28 protein-coding genes are annotated in these 17485 nt (G+C 60.2%); 27 read left to right on the forward strand and 1 reads right to left on the reverse strand.

Annotated elements, in window-relative coordinates; all coding sequences use genetic code 11:
• Positions 1–80 precede the first annotated feature (80 nt).
• The 21 genes from HWY37_RS18120 to HWY37_RS18220 all read left to right on the forward strand — a co-directional run bounded on the left by HWY37_RS18120 (position 81) and on the right by HWY37_RS18220 (position 13977).
• Positions 81–743: a hypothetical protein gene (locus HWY37_RS18120; RefSeq protein WP_176089424.1), complete on the forward strand. Its 663-nt coding sequence runs from the start codon at positions 81–83 to the stop codon at positions 741–743.
• Positions 744–1042: 299 nt separating this feature from the next.
• Complete coding sequence (locus HWY37_RS18125; RefSeq protein ID WP_176089425.1) at positions 1043–3187, forward strand: vWA domain-containing protein; 2145 nt, start codon at positions 1043–1045, stop codon at positions 3185–3187.
• A gap of 253 nt (positions 3188–3440) precedes the next feature.
• A complete protein-coding gene (locus HWY37_RS18130; protein ID WP_176089426.1) occupies positions 3441–4010 on the forward strand; it encodes a hypothetical protein in 570 nt (189 codons plus the stop codon).
• Positions 4003–4548: a hypothetical protein gene (locus tag HWY37_RS18135; protein ID WP_176089427.1), complete on the forward strand. Its 546-nt coding sequence runs from the start codon at positions 4003–4005 to the stop codon at positions 4546–4548. Before HWY37_RS18130 ends, HWY37_RS18135 begins: the two co-directional genes overlap by 8 nt.
• 108 nt (positions 4549–4656) lie before the next feature.
• On the forward strand, positions 4657–5025 hold the full coding sequence (locus tag HWY37_RS18140) for a hypothetical protein (RefSeq protein ID WP_176089428.1): 369 nt from the start codon (positions 4657–4659) through the stop codon (positions 5023–5025).
• A gap of 467 nt (positions 5026–5492) precedes the next feature.
• Positions 5493–6230 (forward strand): P-loop NTPase family protein, encoded by a 738-nt coding sequence (locus HWY37_RS18145; protein ID WP_176089429.1) that lies wholly within the window; start codon positions 5493–5495, stop codon positions 6228–6230.
• Entirely contained in the window at positions 6208–6657 is a 450-nt protein-coding gene (locus HWY37_RS18150) for a hypothetical protein (protein WP_176089430.1), read from the forward strand. Before HWY37_RS18145 ends, HWY37_RS18150 begins: the two co-directional genes overlap by 23 nt.
• Before the next feature lie 23 nt (positions 6658–6680).
• Entirely contained in the window at positions 6681–6941 is a 261-nt protein-coding gene (locus HWY37_RS18155; protein WP_176089431.1) for a hypothetical protein, read from the forward strand.
• A 205-nt stretch (positions 6942–7146) separates the two neighbouring features.
• Complete coding sequence (locus HWY37_RS18160; RefSeq protein WP_176089432.1) at positions 7147–7383, forward strand: hypothetical protein; 237 nt, start codon at positions 7147–7149, stop codon at positions 7381–7383.
• Between the two features lie 92 nt (positions 7384–7475).
• Entirely contained in the window at positions 7476–8249 is a 774-nt protein-coding gene (locus HWY37_RS18165; RefSeq protein ID WP_176089433.1) for a hypothetical protein, read from the forward strand.
• Complete coding sequence (locus HWY37_RS18170) at positions 8246–8806, forward strand: hypothetical protein (protein WP_176089434.1); 561 nt, start codon at positions 8246–8248, stop codon at positions 8804–8806. The genes HWY37_RS18165 and HWY37_RS18170 overlap by 4 nt, the downstream gene beginning before the upstream one ends.
• 11 nt (positions 8807–8817) lie before the next feature.
• Positions 8818–9345, forward strand: coding sequence for an HD domain-containing protein (locus HWY37_RS18175; RefSeq protein WP_176089435.1), 528 nt, complete (start codon positions 8818–8820; stop codon positions 9343–9345).
• A gap of 161 nt (positions 9346–9506) precedes the next feature.
• Positions 9507–9989: a hypothetical protein gene (locus tag HWY37_RS18180; protein WP_246302343.1), complete on the forward strand. Its 483-nt coding sequence runs from the start codon at positions 9507–9509 to the stop codon at positions 9987–9989.
• A gap of 299 nt (positions 9990–10288) precedes the next feature.
• Entirely contained in the window at positions 10289–10501 is a 213-nt protein-coding gene (locus HWY37_RS18185) for a hypothetical protein (protein WP_176089436.1), read from the forward strand.
• Between the two features lie 65 nt (positions 10502–10566).
• Positions 10567–10737: a hypothetical protein gene (locus HWY37_RS18190; RefSeq protein WP_176089437.1), complete on the forward strand. Its 171-nt coding sequence runs from the start codon at positions 10567–10569 to the stop codon at positions 10735–10737.
• 3 nt (positions 10738–10740) lie between these two features.
• Positions 10741–11184: a hypothetical protein gene (locus HWY37_RS18195; protein WP_176089438.1), complete on the forward strand. Its 444-nt coding sequence runs from the start codon at positions 10741–10743 to the stop codon at positions 11182–11184.
• Between the two features lie 15 nt (positions 11185–11199).
• Positions 11200–11652, forward strand: coding sequence for a ribonuclease HI (gene rnhA / locus HWY37_RS18200; protein ID WP_176089439.1), 453 nt, complete (start codon positions 11200–11202; stop codon positions 11650–11652).
• Positions 11653–11657: 5 nt separating this feature from the next.
• Positions 11658–12233, forward strand: a complete 576-nt coding sequence (locus HWY37_RS18205; protein ID WP_246302348.1) for a type II toxin-antitoxin system antitoxin SocA domain-containing protein — start codon at positions 11658–11660, stop codon at positions 12231–12233.
• A 69-nt stretch (positions 12234–12302) separates the two neighbouring features.
• Positions 12303–12875: a hypothetical protein gene (locus HWY37_RS18210; protein WP_176089441.1), complete on the forward strand. Its 573-nt coding sequence runs from the start codon at positions 12303–12305 to the stop codon at positions 12873–12875.
• A gap of 10 nt (positions 12876–12885) precedes the next feature.
• Positions 12886–13278: a hypothetical protein gene (locus HWY37_RS18215; protein WP_176089442.1), complete on the forward strand. Its 393-nt coding sequence runs from the start codon at positions 12886–12888 to the stop codon at positions 13276–13278.
• Between the two features lie 33 nt (positions 13279–13311).
• Complete coding sequence (locus tag HWY37_RS18220; protein ID WP_176089443.1) at positions 13312–13977, forward strand: hypothetical protein; 666 nt, start codon at positions 13312–13314, stop codon at positions 13975–13977.
• A gap of 65 nt (positions 13978–14042) precedes the next feature.
• Here the strand turns inward: HWY37_RS18220 and HWY37_RS18225 are convergent, their stop codons facing one another.
• The gene (locus tag HWY37_RS18225) at positions 14043–14528 is read right to left on the reverse strand and encodes a hypothetical protein (protein ID WP_176089444.1); all 486 of its coding nucleotides are present in this window, start codon (positions 14526–14528) and stop codon (positions 14043–14045) included.
• Between the two features lie 96 nt (positions 14529–14624).
• On the opposite strand from HWY37_RS18225, the gene HWY37_RS18230 reads away from it, so the two are divergent.
• From HWY37_RS18230 to HWY37_RS18255, 6 genes are all read left to right on the forward strand, one after another.
• Entirely contained in the window at positions 14625–14957 is a 333-nt protein-coding gene (locus HWY37_RS18230; protein WP_176089445.1) for a hypothetical protein, read from the forward strand.
• Between the two features lie 13 nt (positions 14958–14970).
• A complete protein-coding gene (locus HWY37_RS18235) occupies positions 14971–15507 on the forward strand; it encodes a hypothetical protein (RefSeq protein WP_176089446.1) in 537 nt (178 codons plus the stop codon).
• A gap of 20 nt (positions 15508–15527) precedes the next feature.
• On the forward strand, positions 15528–16199 hold the full coding sequence (locus tag HWY37_RS18240; RefSeq protein ID WP_176089447.1) for a 5' nucleotidase, NT5C type: 672 nt from the start codon (positions 15528–15530) through the stop codon (positions 16197–16199).
• A 66-nt stretch (positions 16200–16265) separates the two neighbouring features.
• Positions 16266–16502 (forward strand): hypothetical protein, encoded by a 237-nt coding sequence (locus HWY37_RS18245; RefSeq protein WP_176089448.1) that lies wholly within the window; start codon positions 16266–16268, stop codon positions 16500–16502.
• A gap of 5 nt (positions 16503–16507) precedes the next feature.
• Entirely contained in the window at positions 16508–17047 is a 540-nt protein-coding gene (locus HWY37_RS18250) for a hypothetical protein (protein WP_176089449.1), read from the forward strand.
• A gap of 52 nt (positions 17048–17099) precedes the next feature.
• The gene (locus tag HWY37_RS18255) at positions 17100–17408 is read left to right on the forward strand and encodes a hypothetical protein (protein ID WP_176089450.1); all 309 of its coding nucleotides are present in this window, start codon (positions 17100–17102) and stop codon (positions 17406–17408) included.
• The last annotated feature ends 77 nt before the right edge of the window (positions 17409–17485 follow it).

Below are 17485 nucleotides of genomic sequence, written 5' to 3' on the forward strand. Positions count from 1 at the left end.
CGATGCGAGAGCTAACCGCCTGATTTCAATAGTAGGTTTGAACGGATCTAAACAGCCTTGTCTGTACGAGAGGAACCAACATGAATTTTCTGGAAAAGCACCCACTTCCTACGGATCCGCGAGAGGAGGTGAAGTACCTTGAGTTGTTCGATCATGTCGGGCTCGATGACCTGCGCGGGATTGGCGAGTCGGAGCTGGCATCTCTGCGTACCTGGGCGCAAGGTAGGATGGACCTGGCGGCACAGCGAGAGTCGCGCTGGGCCCGCATCTCAGATGTGATTCTTAGATGTTTTGTATTAGTTGGGTTCATTGTTCTGGTAGTGATGTTGTCAGTAATTATCCTTCGCCACAACGATGCGCTCTCCCCTGAGATGCTGGGCCTTTCGGATACTTTGGTTTATTGCGTTCTTGTGCTCGTGGTGTTGTTGGCCGCTTTAGGTGGTAGCTCATATCCATCTGATAAGGCTACAAGCGTCGTTCAGCGTTTGACGAGTCATCGTCGTCGCTTCGACCCGATCGCCGATACACCCGATGCTTGCACGGGGATGCTTGTATTGGTAGAAAATTACCCTGAAATTACCGCTTTCCGTGATGAGATTCTTCAAAATGGACGTGAGATCCTGTTGATCGACTATGAGGTTGCGGAAAAGGTGGCTGCCGATCTCATCACAAAGAAGACGAACGAGGCTCGTGCCGCAGACTGTCGTCGACTTCATGGACTGCCGGCTGATGTTGACGCCTGACCGGTAAGCTACCTGAGCCCCTATCGATGGCCGGCTTCACGCCGGCTTGTTCATTTTTGTGCGGAGTTCATGTTTTTTGAACAACAACAAAAACTGAACATCACTCTGAATCATCCACTAGCTCGGTTTTTAGCTCCCTACCGGGTTCAGGTGGCCAGGCGTTTCGTGGTCGTCAAGCAAGTACCCGACTGAAGGTTAAGGTCTTTCCCGTCGGTAGGCTGAAGGCAGTTTGCGAACTATACTAAGACCCAGGAAATGAGGCGTTGGCCCCAGTCCTTTTTCTTAGAAAGACCACATCAATGACCACCAAGATTTTCCAGCTCGGCGCGCTCGCTCTCGCCGTGCAGCCGCTGGCCGTCGCCGCCGCAGCGGCACCGGCGCCTGTTCACCACCTGATCGCGATCGACATCTCCGGATCCATGTATTCGGACCTGCCCGAGCTGCGCACCCACCTGAAAAATCGCCTGGCCACCGTCGTGGGCGAGGCCGACACCGTCTCCATCATCTGGTTCTCCGGCCGCGGCCAGTGCGGCACCCTGGTCAAGGCCATGAAGATCCGCGGCATGGCGGACCTGAGCGCCCTGCACAAGTCGATCGACCGCTACCTGACCGCCACGGGCCTGACCGGCTTCAAGGAACCCCTGCAAGAAGCCTCCACGCTCGTCGCAGAGCTGCGCAAGGCGGAGCCGGGCCACCTGGTCAACTTCTTCTTCATGACCGACGGCTACGAGAACCAGAACCCCGAGAAGGACGTTCTGGACCTGTGCTCCTCCCTCTCCAAGCTGGTCGACAGCGCCGCCGTGGTCGAATACGGCTGGCACTGCAACCGTCCCCTGCTGGCCAAGATGGCCGAGGCACTGGGCGGCAAGCAGATCTTCTCCGAGGACTTCACCAGCTACGTCGACGCCTTCGAAGGTGCGCTCGGCGGCAGCACCAAGCGCGTGCCCATCAAGCTGGACCAGCCGGCCGTGGGCCCCGTGTTCGCCCTGGTCGGCACCGACCTGCTCAACTTCACCCCCGATGCCGCCGGCGTCGTGCAAGTACCCGAAGGCCTGTCGGCTCTGAGCTACCAGACCTCCGCCCCTGGCGAGCCCTTCGCCAAAGTCACCGACAAGCCCGCCGAGGCCTGGGCATTCACTGCTCAGCTGGCAGCCCGCAGCGATGCCAACTCCGTGTTCGAGGCCCTGGGCGCCCTGGGCGACGTGGCGCTGATCAACCAGTTCACGAACTGCTTCTCCAAGGAAGACTACAGCCGCTTCCAGGAAGCCGCGCTGGCGGCCGCTGCCGACGTCTCCAAGCGCTACGCCGATGGCTATGACCCCACGGCCGTGCCCAAGGCTGACGCCTACACCGTGCTGCACCTGCTGGGCGAGCTGACGAGCTCTGAAGACAACCTGTTCTACCCCTACCACCCCGCCTTCGCCTACGAGCGTATCGGTGCCGCTTCCGAGCAGAAGGAACCAGGCGTCAAGTTCGTGCCCAAGGACAAGGCCAAGGGCTACCCGGTGTCCAGCGTGGTCTGGAACGAAACGCGTCCGAACGTGAGCATCAAGGTGCAGATCGACGGTACCGTGGCCCTGCCCGATGACCGCCCGGCCAAGCTGCCCGCGCAAATCGACACCCACATCTTCCGCAACTACACCATCATCCGCGACGGCATCGTTCACAGCCGTACGCTGCCCGTGTCGCTGGGCAAGGACTCGTTCGACAAGCTCCAGGCTCAAGGGCTGCTCGCCGGCGAAACCTGGGTGGCTGGCAAGGTCTATGCTCTGACGTTCCCCAAGCTGCCGGTGATCAACCGCAGCATGGTGAGCACCGTGGCCGCCAAGGACACCTTCGCTGCCGTCGTCGCCCTGAATGCCCTCAAGGCTGAAACCAAGGTCTTCAACGACTGGCGCAAGCGCATCGCGCCCAAGACCAGCGACCTGTACCTGATGCTGTACGGCGAGGACGCGACCGAGTATCTGAAGGGCCTGGGCCTGACCACCTTCAACGGCTTCAGCCCGCTGAGCACGACCGTGAAGTCCGGCGACTACTACATCGCTCCCGAGCTGAAGATCGATGTGAAGGGCCTGTCGTCGCTGCCCAAGGTCGAAGATGTCGAGAAGTCCATCGCCGCGGGCAAGGCCCTCAAGCTGAGCGAGTTCCTGATGGCGCCGGCGATCAAGCGCATCGCCGACTTCATGGCCTCGCCGATCTACAAGGGCGCGGCCGACGGCACCGCAGTGCTGGCCGCCTGGCTCAAGAGCGAGACCGAAGCACTGGTCAAGAAGACCCGAGAGGCACAGGAGCTGCTCGCCGGCCAGAAGTTCGCCATCGTGGTGGGCCACGCCTGGTTCTCCGACCTGACCACCATGGGCGAAGGCTCGATGGACATCAACGTCGTCGGGTACGGCCCCGTGCCGGTGACGGCCAAGCTCAAGGAAGTGCAGATCGCACTGTAACCCTACGCCCGCCGCCCGGAATCTCTGGGCGGCATTTTCTGGCCTCATTGAAAAGACAAACCATGCCGGTCTTTCTCGCTACCTCAGATCTGAATCCCATTCGCCTGCTGCCCGCTTCCGCAGTCCAGGCGGTGATCGCCAACACCAACACGGTCATCTTCCTCAAGGTGAGGGGCCACGGCTAAGCGCCACATCACAAAGGTCACTGCCAGCGCGCGGGCCTTCGCGACAGCTCGCTTTCTACCATATCGATATGACACAAACGATGACGCGGGGCCTGGCCCCCTTTGCAGACAGCATCATCCAGCCGATGGTGCGAGATCTATTCGCGCGAGCAGCCGCCGCGCAGGCAGGAGACTATCCACTGGTGATCGTGGAAGGCCCTCCGGGCTCTGGCAAGTCGGTTGTCGTGAACACAGCACTGGCCACGCTGACGACGGCGTCCAGGAGAGGCCCGCCGCGATTCGATGCTCCTCACCGGGAGGCGCTCGATCTTTCGACTGCTCCTGCATCCAGCCCGTTGGTGATCGAAGAGCCGATGGGCTACGAACTCGCCAGTATCCAGAATGCGCTCGGCGAACTGAGGTTCCGCGCGGGGATTGGCATGGCTCAGTTGACCGTTCTGACCGTCCAGAACCTGTCCCACCTGAAATTGGTTGCCGACTACTTGCCATCTACCCTGGTGGTCATCAAGGTGGTCAGGAACCGATCGTTCTCGTTTTCGTATGGGCCTCGCGATGCTGTATTCGGCGATGAGCCCGGTGTTGTGACTTCGCTCAATGTTGAAAACTTCGACATGATCGGAGCGCTGCTGCGTGGATAAAAGTTCAATTCAAAAGACTATTCCCATCGCATGTGCTCCCGCGGAGCCTGCACCCAAAGCGCGCGTGCATTGGGCCCAGCAACTGGCGCAGCGCGCCGTTGTTTTCTCGGTATTAGCTGGAATTCCCGCCCTGGTGGCCTACGTCGTTATGAGGCTCTACGATCCAACGGAGGCTTTCCTTCCAAGTTGGGCAGTGAACTCAGGACTCGTTGTATTGATGATGCTTTCAATGGTTATCGGTGTTGCTAAGTGTTCTCCATTATGGGGCCTTTCAGCGATTGCCTTGGGTGGGGTGAGCAGCCTGGCCATCCATTTATTCGGGCTTCCAATAGTTACCGCAATAACCCCGGTCGCAGTTTCGGTCATCATCAGTCTCGCGGCATCACATGCGCTACATCAATTCTTCCTTGACGGGAATCAGACAAAGCCTGGCTCCCCGACCGCTCAGGAGTTGAACCCTCGATGCAGCACCTGCCATGCCCGCGCCATTTGCCCATTGCAACCTGGCGGCATCGCCGATCAGTACACAGGTAAATAAGGTCTCAGAACAGGTGGTTTTTCGGCACTGTGAAATATGCGGATGGTTGTGCGCCGGAAGGCGGGCACAAGCCAATCACGATCATTGTCGGGAAGTAGAGGAAAGCGTATGACAAATTGCTCCAAATTGAATACATATCGTCTCATCGGGCTAAGCGTATGTGGACCATTCTGGCCCATGTGTTCTGCTTTAACGCTGGGCTTGGTGATGGGTGCCGGCTACTTAGTAGGTGTCGTCTATTTCGGTGGTAACCAGAATGGACTGCGCGGGAGCTGGTTCAGCTCAATACTAGGAATTCCATTTGCATTCTTTTCCCCGGCACTTGTTGGTATTGCGCACACAGCATTAGTGCGTAAGCAATACGGTAGGGAAGTCAGTGCAGCACTCCTTGCAAGATTTGCCAAGTTGAAAGATGGTGAAGCACCGAATTTTTCTCTGTCCGATTTGATTAGTGACGTGCGTCGAGCCGCGAAGTGAAGGAAAGCATGAAATTCGCCAAGCTGCTTGGTGACTCAGGCAGGGAATACTTTTCATGCCTGTGTTTGGTTCTATGCGCGATTTGTTATGCACTATAAACCAGCGAATCCGCAACTCGTAGGAAACTATATGAATCTCAAGCAGCTGCACGAATGGGTCGGCAAGCTCCTCGAAGCTGGAGTTGATCCGCAACTCGCTGTGACGTGTCTGGTGGACGGATGGCCCTGTGAGGTGTCGGATGCGGCCTTGGCAACTGGAGGATTTAAGGGTGACCCAGCACCGCAAATGATAGCCTTCAGGCCGTCGTCAGGCCATACGCTCGTACTGGTGCCCATCGGCCAAGATCAGTGCGAATTGTTCAACCAGAGCGAAACAGGGCTCCCCCCGAGCCACCTCGAATGCGATCTCCCTGTCGAGTACCCATCCTCGGTCTAACCATCTAGCCTCTATTGTTATCAAGCCGTTATATGCAGCAAAACTCTATCAATCCCTTCGATTGTGGGCACGAAAATTCCGAGTCTGGTGCGGTGGCCGACGTCCAAGCAATAATGTCCAACACGAACACGCACGCCATCATGAAGCCGGGTTCGGTGACGGTAATTGATGTGGCCCCGCCGCACCTTCGCCTGAAGGACCTTTTGGTCGAGGATGTGCCGGACGATAGCGATCGCCCCCAATTTGCCGCGGTTCTCGTGACCGGCTGGCCGGGTTCTGGCAAGAGCTACACCATCGCGAACGTCCTGCACGATTGGCCAGGAACCGTCCATTTCGCATCGCCACCGCCGGCCGGCAGTCCCACACCAGGCTATCTCGACCTCACTGGTGCGCAAGCGGAAATGGCCGAAATCGTGGTGATTGATGAAGTCTGGCAGTTCGACGCTGCAAGCGTTACTGCTGGTCTTCGCGCGCTCAAGCTCAGGGCGCAGGAGCGTCAAGTCCTGGTGATTATGATCAGCCAGGCGGCGCGTGACCTTAATCCGATTATTGACGCTCTGCCTGAAGAGCTGGTCCTCATCGAGATCGAGTACCGAGCAGCGCCGCGCGTATTCGTGGGCGCTACCGCGGCCGTGCTGGATCCAACTCGCAAGCATGAGCTTTATGTGGTTCCGCGTCATGACTGCGCAGCTGATGGAGAGGCCGCTGGGCACGAAGGTGTGCCCGCGCCAGCGCAGCAGGATGGTCGTGCCGATCAAGAAAGGTTCTGATATGCCCAGTGCTGTGCTCCAGGGGCTGAACTCTGCTCCCACGTTCGCCGTGATCGAAGCCGGCGAGCGCATCGCTTTATCCAGCCTGGAAGAGAACGCCAGGTACGCGGCGCACGTAGTACCGCATGCGCAGGTTGTCGAGTGCGTTCTCGTGCCCGGAACCATGTCCCCGGCTGGCATCCAGTTCTGGGGGGTTTTCCACAACCCCTGCATCCACGAAAGCGCTCCTGCCTTGGTCAGCCTGCACCCGACTAAAGCGTCGGCCTGGCGGGCGAAACACCGGGCCGACTACCTTGCGTGGGAGGAGGCCCAGCGAGAAGGGCGGACTCGCTCGAAAGACATGCCTCTGAAAGGAAAGGACCGGTACTGGCGCCGGCCAGATCCCTTTGAGCGTTCAAGCATTGGCCCCGTGCCGCTGAAGGATTGACTTAGATGGACAGTCTGCGATCTATGCTGAGCAATCTGTTCAATTGGCGCAAGCATCCCTCACGGGTCTTCTTCTTTGCATTGCCTTTGTTCGTGCTTGGCTTCGGCAGCCTGGTGCTGCTCGCCGGCTTCCAGTGGTACCTCAACGACAAGCCCGGGTATGCGGTCATCGTGGCGGTTGCTGTGGTCGTGCTCGTCGTAGCGTTGATGCCGGCCTACCGTATGCACAGGACCTTTGCTCGATTGGATGCTCACGCTGCGACAAGCACCTCGCAGCAGCAATGAGACACGTCGCTGGACAGGCTGACCAGGTGCGGGGTATCGTGCCGGCGTGACTGCTTCTCTCCAATCCCTCCCCGACTGGCTATCGGCTGTCGATCCGCTTCCGCTGGAATGCGACGGAGCGTCGCGCTTGGTATCGGCAATGCTCTTGCGAGATGGCATTCCGCACCAGGTACATGTTGGGTCATTACACGTGGCGGAGGCCGGGATGATCCGACTGCATTGGTGGGTCGTGCTTGAGGATGGGCGGCACTGCGATTTCCGTGCGCGGATGTGGCTTGGCGCCGCTGCCGGCGTGCCGCATGGAGTGTTTGTGCCTAACGCCGATCAGGTGTACGTCAGCCAGTCAATTCTACGGCCGGACCAGGTGGCGATACCGGCAGATCTCTTTGGTCTGATGACTGGGGTCGATTTCGACAAAATGCCGAGACTGTCGCAGGCTTAGTCGCCGAGCTGTGGCGCGGCCAGACCTCAAGGCGATACCAGCAGGCCGAGGTGTTCGTGGGCGAATGGCGCCAAAACAGGTATACTGCGCTTATGGAATTGCCAATTGCCCATCTTCAGCGCACCACTTCCGAACAAGCGGTGCAATTGACGGCCGATCAGAAGGCCGTGCTTCTCAAACAGCTTGGAACGACGAGCTTGATGCTCAAGACGCTGTACCAGCAGCTCCACACCGATTCGCTGACCGATGGATTTACGGTGACCAGCCTTGGTCTGCTCGAGCAGCAAATCCGGGATCTTTCCAAGGCTACAGGTGTACCGTGTGAGAGCGCTGCCGAGCTCGAAGAGCGGACCGCTCGAATGCGCGCCGCAAATCGTCGCGTTCGTGAGCTTGAATCCCAGATAGGAACTCAGGCAGCACAGGCTGATGTGTCTCTCGGGGTGAGGGCGATCAGCGAAGCCTTTCGCCGCTGGTGGAAGGTGCGGGGTTTTGGGCATGCATCGAATGTGCGATTCGATGACTACGGCAACCTGCACGCCGAGCTCTCGGGCAATCTTTTCCCACCGGGCGGACTGATGTCGGATACGCCGGTCACCGATGAATTGAATGCTGCACAGTGGTACCAGAGTCTTCAGGATCGCGGATTCCAGATCGGGACTAAAGGCTATGGTGATGAGGGCGTCATCGACTGTCCCCAGACGCGCGCTGCGCTTGCGGCGCTCTTTTCGGAGATCCCGTCCCTCCTGATTTGTGAGGTTCGTACCGCTTGCAATAAGGAGAAAAAATTCAAACTCCGGCAGATCGATGTACTTGTCCGTGAGCCACGTCAGGTTCTGGATATCGCCCCGAAAGGCGGTGATCTGTGATCCGTTTCGTAGCAAGCAAACATCTGGGCGCCGGCCTGCAAGCATTGCGCCATGCCCGGGCCATGTTTCGAATGACACCGGAGCAGTGGCTCGCGGCCGACCACCGCGGCTTGCAAACAGTCCTGTCGCCCGCCGCGGTGCACGATGCGTCGATCGCACTCCCGGTGCTGGCGGGCGTGGGCCTGGCCTTCTGGGCGTTGGCCTCCGCGTTCCCGGAAGGCACCACTATCTTCGGCATCATTTCGCTCATCCTGGCCATGACCCAGTGGGAGCGGCTGACTTGCGTCATCCGTGACGCTCAGGCCTGGCTGGAGCCGGTGCCCTTGGAGCCGACGCTGTGTGCCCGCGCGGTAGCCCAACTGCGGATCCCTGCTGTGCGCAGCTATCGCGACCAGGTGCTCGCCGGCGGCCGCAGCCTGAATGGCGGAGACCTGGCAATGATGGCGCGCATCGGCGCCGAGCACGCCATCCTGGATGACGGTTTGCTGCCGGTGGATCGTGCTCCTTCCGAGCGAACGGTCGACCGTGATTATCGTACCCTGCACGGGTTGGATTGAAAGGGCATTGCATGTTGATGGTGTTGAAGGCGATCAAGTTCGCGGACAAGTGCCACCGTGGCCAGAAGCGTAAGGGCAATGGACTACCCTACGTGACCCACCCTGTGGCCGTCAGCTATCTGCTGGCCAAGTACAAGGTGTCCAAGCACCTGGAGGAGCTGATCGTCGCGGCGATCCTCCACGACGTCATGGAAGACTGCGGCGTGTCGTTCCTTACCATCGCGCGCATGTTCTCGCCGCTAGTGGCGTCCCTGGTGCAGGAGCTGACCAACGATCCAAAGGAAATTGCCCGGATCGGCAAGCTCGAGTACCAGACCAACAAGATGGTCGGAATGTCCAGCTGGGGCCTGGTGATCAAGCTGGTCGACCGGCTGCACAACATCAGCGACAAGCCCACGGGCAAGATGGTCGGTGACACGCTGACCCTTATGGCGCGCCTGCGCGACCGGCGCAAGCTCACGAAGACGCAGCTGCGCATCGTCGCGGATATCGAGGCTGCCTGTGTGGCCGCATCCGAGGTGGTGATGGCGGGCGGCTGACCGCCCGGCATTCGTCCTTTCCTGGTCGCCTGGCCCTAGCTTAGAGCGCCTCTGGCCGTTGGTCCCCTAACAACAAAACCACAAGCATTGCTTGGGGTTTTGTTGTTATATAAGCACATTGCGCATATACTAACGCTATCAATTTCTTCCTCCCCGACACCATGCAAAAGATCAAATTCGGCGAGATCCAAGGCAACATCCCGGTGCCGCCGGCAGCAGTGACCGCAGCGGCGCGCCTGGCTCGCGAGGAATACGATTCGGCGGAAGCCAACGACTTCAGCAATGAGGCCGTTGAAGTGCACAGTATCCCCAGCTGGGCGCCGGCGCTGGAGGCCTGGTGGCCCAAGCAGGCCCTGGCTGATCGCGGCTACAAGCTGCGTGAGGGCTCGCCCTGCGACGGCAAGGCGCGTCAGGACATCGTGGTGACGCTGGGGGTTGACGCCCACGTAGACGACATGCACGGTCCTCTGCTCTGCTACGTGCTGCACAACGATGGCCTGTCCTTCAAGCAGGGCCGCGTGAAGAGCACACCGCAGGCCGGCGACTGGTTCATTTTCGATGATACCGTTCCCCATGGTGTGCGTGAGGCCAAGGGGCGTTCTGTTTTCGTGGGCTGGACCGTCCCCCTGGTTGCGCTCAGCTAAGCGGCTGCGGCCGCATCAGAAAGGCACAAGTGGCACAAGTAGTATGGTGCAAGCGTTGCGGGGAGGGGACCGTACAAGGTCTCTGCCGAGCAAAGACGGCGGACGAAGCGTGCGAGTTTCGCGCGCCACCCACGGCTGTACAACGTCTCCAGGGCCTGGCAGAGCTTGAGCCTGGCTGGGACAATGGCCACGGCCGCGTCCCGTCACCTGCCGGCCTGCAATGGCTGGCGGAGCAACTGGCGCAATTCTGGCCCAACGTCACCCCTGACACGGTGGAGGCGGCGAGATCAGGAAACCCGGTGTTCACCTGGAAGCACCAGGACGAATCGACGCTCACTCTCACATTCGATCTGGAGCCCCGTCGCGCCTGGGTGTGTCTGACGGGGCCGGTAAGCGGGACGCTGAGCGTCTGTGACTTCGATCTCGCGCATGAACGCGGGTGGCTGGCGCTGATCTGCCAGGTTACCGGTGATCCGACAGCAGGCCGCCAGCTCGGGTTGCTTCTCGAGTAGTTGCGTAAACGCTACATAAAGCATATACTGTGCGAGCGGCGAAGAAAGCTGCGTTAAATACCACCATGCCGAAGTCTCCACTGTTCATTGCTGGTCTTATCCTGACCATTTTCATGGCCACGCTGCTTTTCATTCTTCCCGTGGGGTCTGATTGGCAGGCGGCAACTCTTGTGACGATGTTCGGCCTGGCGACGGGGCTCGCACTGACCGGCGCTGGTTATGCGCTGAAGGCCTGAGCTGTGATCTGCGATGTTTGCCCTCGCTGCGGGACTTTCGTTCTGCAATTCACGCGCTGTGCGTGCCCGCCGGAATCGCCGAGCGGGGTCAGAAAGGCGCCTTCCGCAGCCGGCACTACGCCGCGATCCGCTGCTGACCTGCTGGACGCGGCCAAGGATTCGCTGTTCGGTGCGGGCTGGTGCGAGGCCGCGGAATGGGCAAAGCGAGCAGATCTGCGGAGTGACGTGGGATCAGCGGCGTATGCGCGCGCCGTAGAGACTGCCGCAGGAAAACCAGAGGTCGAGGCTTTGCGTGACCGCCTGCAATTGCTTGAGCAGTCCGCAGCGCTGGCGCGCACAGCACTCCTCAATAGCTCCGACATCGTGTTTCAGGATCCAGCCAAGCGTCATCTGCGTGCTGAAGCCCTGGCACAGCTGGAAAAACTGATTGGCCCTACAACCACCTGAGAAAGACAACAACCTATGACGACCCGTACCCCTGTGACGATCTACACCGACGGCGCTTGCAAGGGCAACCCTGGCCCGGGCGGCTGGGGAGTGGTGCTGCAATCTGCTGCCGGCACCCGCGAACTGTTCGACGGCGACCCGAATACCACGAACAACCGTATGGAAATGCTGGCGGTGATCAAAGGCCTCGAGGCATTGACGCAACCCAGCGCCGTGACCCTCTTCCTGGACAGCCAGTATGTTCGCAAGGGCATCACGGAATGGATCTCGGGCTGGAAGCGCAAGGGCTGGCGCACTGCTGCCGGCGAACCGGTCAAGAACGTGGAGCTGTGGCAGCGCCTGGACGCCCTGGTGCAAGGCGGTGGCCACCGTATCGACTGGCGCTGGGTCAAGGGCCATGCTGGCGACCCCGGCAACGAGCGCGCCGATGCGCTGGCCAACATGGGCGTGGACCTGGTGCGCAAGTGAGCGAAATGATCGGCGTGTACAACGAACAACGAACCGCCCACGCATTGGCTTGGCTGCTTCACCGCGGCGGGCCGATGCCTGTGTACAAGCTTCTGCGGATCCTCTACTGCGCGGAGAGACTGTCGCTGCGCCAGTATGCTGAGCCTCTGACGGGTGACGAGATCATGGCTACGGGCGTCGGGCCCGTACAGGTGCATACCTCGGCTATCCTCAACGGCACCGGGAAGGGAGCAGTGGACGGTATTGCCGCGTGGGTGACGCAGGACGGCGAGCGCCTGTGCCGTCTGCGGGCGCCGATCGCCGGCGCAGAAGACATCGAGCAGGTGCTGGTCCACCTCAGCGACTCCGACGTGGAATGCCTGAAGGAGGCTTCGGAAATCCTAGCCCGCTACAGCGTGTACACGCTCGCCAGCATGGCGTTGATCGGCGCTTTGCCGGAATGGAATGCGCGCCAGCCATTCGGAGCGCGGATTCCCCTGGCCCGCATCTTGGAAGCCCTCCAATACAGCCCCGCGCAGGTTGAGTCCATCATCGATAAGCATCGCGAGCGCGAAGCCTTGGCGGTCGCGTTAGCCGCGTAGGCTGACCGTCTGCCATCAAGCACAGCATCATCCGTCCGTGGGCCGACAACCAGGCCAGAAAAGCACAGCATGACCAACGCATCGACCGCTTCCCATACTCAAGCCCCGGCAGCCTGCGCCATCGTCGACCACTTCCACGCGGCCGAACAAGTCCGTGGGAGGCCCTTCGAACGGACATTCGTGGACCCCTTTACGCAGCGACAGGCAGACAACGAGGTCTCGATACCGGTGCGCTTGCTTCACGATCTTCGCGAAGAATGCGCCATGAAGGCCAGCTCGCCGGATCTCGCCCTGTTCGTCGGCCGGCAGCAGACGATTTTCGAGGCCTGGGCCAAGAAGCAGGGTCTTTCGCTGGAACTTGCGCCGATGGCTGGCGAACGCTTCAAGCAAACCCTGGGCGGCCTGCCCCTGTCTACGTATCTCCAGGATTCCACGGAAGGGGCTTGGCGGGCTTGGGCACATGTCGCCGTCCAGGCGCTACAAGGCATCGTTCCTGGCGAGTGTGATGATGCACCAGCTGCCGCAAACAATGACGTGCTGGTCGGTCCCGGTGCCGATGACGGCTGGACCAGCGGATATGGTCTTCCCATCGCCAGCAAGATCAGCAACGATCCGAATGCCGGTTGGACCTCCGGCGCCTAAGGAGCACAGAATGTCAGCCAGCCAAACTCCCGTGTTCGATCCCATCCAGTTTTTCGACCTTGCCCAGCGCTACACCAAGGCGCTGGAAGTCATGACCGTCTGCGGGCGCCAGGCGGCGTATGAGGGACATCGTGCTTTGGTCTCCTACATGCGTCCATTCCTGGAGCCGGCGAAGTCGGGGCGGTTTGGGATGCCGGACATGGCGACCATGAACGACATGATTGCGGCCGCGCTGCGCCAGTCGGCTATGCCAGCGGCGACGACCGAGGACAGCCTGGCGCGCCTGCGCGACGCCGTCGAGGGCGCCATCCTGCTGCTCGGCCAAGTCGCGGCAGCTAATCCGCTGTTGTTCCCCGGCGCCGTGGGAACACGGGAAAGTACCGGCCACCAGGCTCTCCGGTAAAATTCAGGTCTCTACAGATACCGACCTGCACGCATGGACATTCGTACGCTGGACCCAAGAAAAGTTCGAGACATCCGACCGATGGTGCTGGATGCGAATGGCGAGCTGACCGTCCAGCCTGCGTCCTTCTATGCGGAGACCACCATTTTCGAGCGCGCCATGCTGGGCACACGCATTGGCGCCTATGGGCTTCCCACCACCGAATTGGTGGCTTGGCTCAAAATGGCTACGGCGGGGAAGAAGGCTATCGAAATCGGCGCGGGCAACGGCGTTCTGTCGCGCGCAGTCGGCATCCTGGGCACCGACAATTTCTTGCAGGTCCGCTCGGATGTTCGAAACTACTACGCAGCCCTCGGTCAGCCCCTGATCCCCTACGGCCAGCATCTCGCGCGGCTGGAGGCTGAGCAGGCCGTCCGGCTGCACAAACCCGATATCGTGGTCGCATGTTGGGTGACCCACCTGTTCGACGAGCGCCGCCCCGAAGCCGGCGGGAACATGTACGGGGTGGATGAAGCCTGGATCGTGGCTAACTGCAAAAGCTACATTTTCATTGGGAATGAGCAGGTCCATCGCCACAAGGTGATCTGGGATCTGCCGCATGTGCGCTACAGCCCGTCCTGGCTCTACTCGAAAGCCCACAATGGCACCCCTGAGTTCATCGCAATCTGGGGCGAGCAGCCCGATGTGCTGCCGGTCTGATCGCGGTAGGCTAGTGAGATCGGTCGAGAAAAAGCCCCGCGTAGTGCGGGGCGGGAGAGGACGGATCAGACCTTGATTTCAGCGCCGAATGCCAATACAGGCATGTTTTCGGGGTTCTGCTTCTTGTGCCACAGGGGACGAGTGGCTTCGTTCATGCGCACCATCACACCCAGGTAACCTCCCTGCACAGCGTAGCCGGCGACCACGCCAGAGCCAAGGTCATTGGTCGGGATGGTGATCGTTGCTCCGATGTCGGGGGGATTGCCTTCACCGGACCATACCGCGAGGTCATAGGGGTACTCGCCGGGGGTGGGCGCCGTCCAGGCTGGCAAAGTGGACGTGACCACCAGACCACCGGTGTGATGCGCGATGCGGATCGGCAACTGCGGATGCTGTTTCTGGACTTGAGTTGCTTTGTCGATCGCCGCCTGTAGCGTAACGGCTGAACCCACAGAGTTCCAGTTTTCGGTGTTCTTCGTCTGGACGACGAAAGGGTAGTTCGCCGGCTCATTCAGCATGACGACGGGGATCTTGGTTTCGAACTTCAGCATGTTGTTTCCTTGGTTGGTTAATACCAATCAGGTATAGCGAACATACTGAAAGCGCTGAATGTAGCAAAACGGCTTGTTGCGCGATATACTGCCGGCATGACTCAGAAACCATCCGACAAGGTCAGCGAGCCTCAGATCACCGCATTCGGTGTGAAGATGTTCCGGCCCACCTACGCCAGCGGCCTGCGTGCAGCACTCATCGGCACCCTTATTTTCTTCGTCTTCACGCTGATCTTGCCGCCGTCCAGTGGCAGCGTCGCAGCCAGCCAATGGTGCGCCATTTTCCTGGTCTGCTGGCTGTCCGACCGGGGTGTAAAGGCAACCGATAGCCTCCGAGCCTTCGCACTTGTGGGGGGCACGGCTATATTCGGCAACCTGGTGGGTTTCGTGGTCTTTGGCCTCTTCTCCTCGATGTTTGCGGCTGCATAGCGACAGGCCACAGATGCGTCAGAGCAAAGCCGCTGAGCGGCTTCTCTTCGAATCCTGGATGTCAGGGCATTGCTGGGCGATCGGCAAGGGTTGGGACGCTCGACGCAGGCGCTACCTTGACGCCACGCCGAACGCTCTTTGGCAATCCTGGTATGCATGCGGCCTGGCGCGTCCTGCGTATTCAGGGCCGATAGGACGTCGAGCGCCCTCTGATGCTCTGCTGAAGCTGGCCAATCAACTCGGTGCGGGCAGGATCCCGGTTCCTCCGGATGAGGAGGAGCGCCTCCGGTTTGAAGCTTGGGTGGCGCAGGACGGTATCTCCCTGGCGGGGTGTTGGGATCCGGCCATCCAGCACTATTCGATGATGGGGGCACGCCTCATCTGGGCGGCGTGGCGAGATCGGGCTGCCTACGAGCTGTACGCGCCGTTCGCGGCGATCAGTGACCCCGCCAATGCCCACCTGTTCACCGTGGACGCCGCGCTAAAGGCGTTCGCCACCATGAAGCCGACGCCAGCGGCCATTGAAGCCGAAGTCCTGAGAAAACCCTGATCCCGCCAAGAAAGATGCGCATGTCCGATCGCCCCGAATTCGAGTTCTCAGCCTGCTCCCGTTGCGGCTGCACGAGAATACACTCCTGCACTGGCAAGCCGATCGTGTGGTCGGACGGCGATGTCGCTCGCTTCCATGCAGTCCTGGCCACGATCTTTGGGCCGCAAGCAGTTCACAGCACTGGCGTTCGCCCCTGGATCATCTACTGCGACCTGGACGGGGTCCATACCGACTTCTACGGCCAGGCGGCACGGCTGATCGGCAAGGACTACAAGAGCATGCGCGGTGCAGAGGCATGGGCCATCCTGGACCAGGTCCCGCACCTGTTCCGAGACCTGGCGCCGCTGCCTGATTCCGCAGACCTCTGGAACGGGATGAATGCCTTCGCTCAAGAGCAGGGCATGCGCGTGGAGATCCTTTCGGCTATGCCGAAGCTGACCAGGGAGCTGGTGACTGTCCCGCAAGACAAGTTCGCCTGGGTGCGGCAGCACCTGAGCAGTGCGGTGCCTGTGAACCTGGTACCCAGTGGGCGCGCGAAGGCGGCATTCGCCCATCCGCGGGCGGTGTTGATCGATGACCTCGGCCGCAATATCGACGAATGGCGCCAGGCTGGCGGCATTGGAATTCTGCACCGCAGCGCGCGTGAGTCGCTGGCAGAACTTCAAGAAATCAGTGCGCGAATAGCCAAATAATTGTGTTCGTGGTGTCGCAGAAGTGAGAAAATAAGGTATACTAAGTTGCACTTTGCGAGGAACATCATGAGCCACAAGATTGAAGTCCAAGTTTTCGATACTCCGTCCGGGACCGTCCGGGGCATAGCTACCTGCTTCATGCAGATCGGCAACAAAGATATCCGTGTTGCCCACGCTATGTTCCTGGTGAACGAGCCAACGGCCATCAGCCTGGAAGTCCCCAAGCGCAAGATTGCGCTGGCTGACGTCGTGCTCGTTGCCGAAGCGCTCAAGGAATTTCACGACACCATCAAGGACATCTGAACGCCATGACCACCGCAAACAATCTCAGCCGTGATGAACTGTTGGCCGCCCAGGCCACAGCGGGCGCCTACGCCAAGGAACACCTCCGTGAGCTGGCGGCCGACGTCGACAGCCTCCACAGAACGGGCGAACTGGGTCCTGGCAGCCGGCTGGAGCAACTGGTGCAGCGCTGCCGCGCCTTCGCCGGCGTGAATGCTCGGGGAGCGGCACACGGCATCGTCAATGCGGGACTGCGCCATCACGTTCTTTCAACCGCTCCGGCCGAGCTCGACGTCGATGCGCTGGCGCAGGAGATCCGGCGGGTCGATGGCGCCCATAGCCTCGGTGCCGGGGCATTGGCCGAAGCCTTGCTTCCCTTCCTGACGGCGCACGGCGTGCGAGGCGGCGTTATCACACTCAAAGATTTGCGTGAAGCTTTCGATGAGGGATTCAGTGCGCCTCAGACGTACAACGACGTGCTCGAGAACAATGCTGACGAAGCTTGGACAAAGAGTGACACGCGGCGCGTTCACGACGCTGCTTTGCGTGCGCACGGGGGCTCCTAAGCATGTTGGATTTGAACTGTGGCGCTGATTATGGCCTCTTGAAAGGCCCGACATGATGACGCTGGCGGCGCGCCTAAAGGGCGCTGGTCTGTATCTGCTTGAGTGGATCCCGCTCGTAATTCTCGTGGGATTCCTCGCGGCATGCTTCCTGGGCCTTGATGGCGTGATGCAGCGTTACGGCCTCACTGCATCGAGATGGCAAACCTGGGCGGTTTGGTGGTCTTTCGGGCTTCTGTTCGCTTTTGGTTGGCCGCTTCGGTATCGTGCGGGCATGAAGGGCATTTGGCTGAAGAGCTTGCCCTCCATCCTCATCTCAAGCCTTACCGGACCGTTCGCGATCGTCCTGGCCTATCCCCTCTGATGATTGGGGTTATTGTGACTTAGCATATTTGAGATATACTAGGCCACATGAAAACGAAAACCATCGAATTCGCACTG

Origin of the sequence: Achromobacter anxifer (genome assembly GCF_903652925.1) — a bacterium.
In the GTDB taxonomy this organism is placed as follows: Bacteria; Pseudomonadota; Gammaproteobacteria; order Burkholderiales; family Burkholderiaceae_B; genus Achromobacter; species Achromobacter anxifer.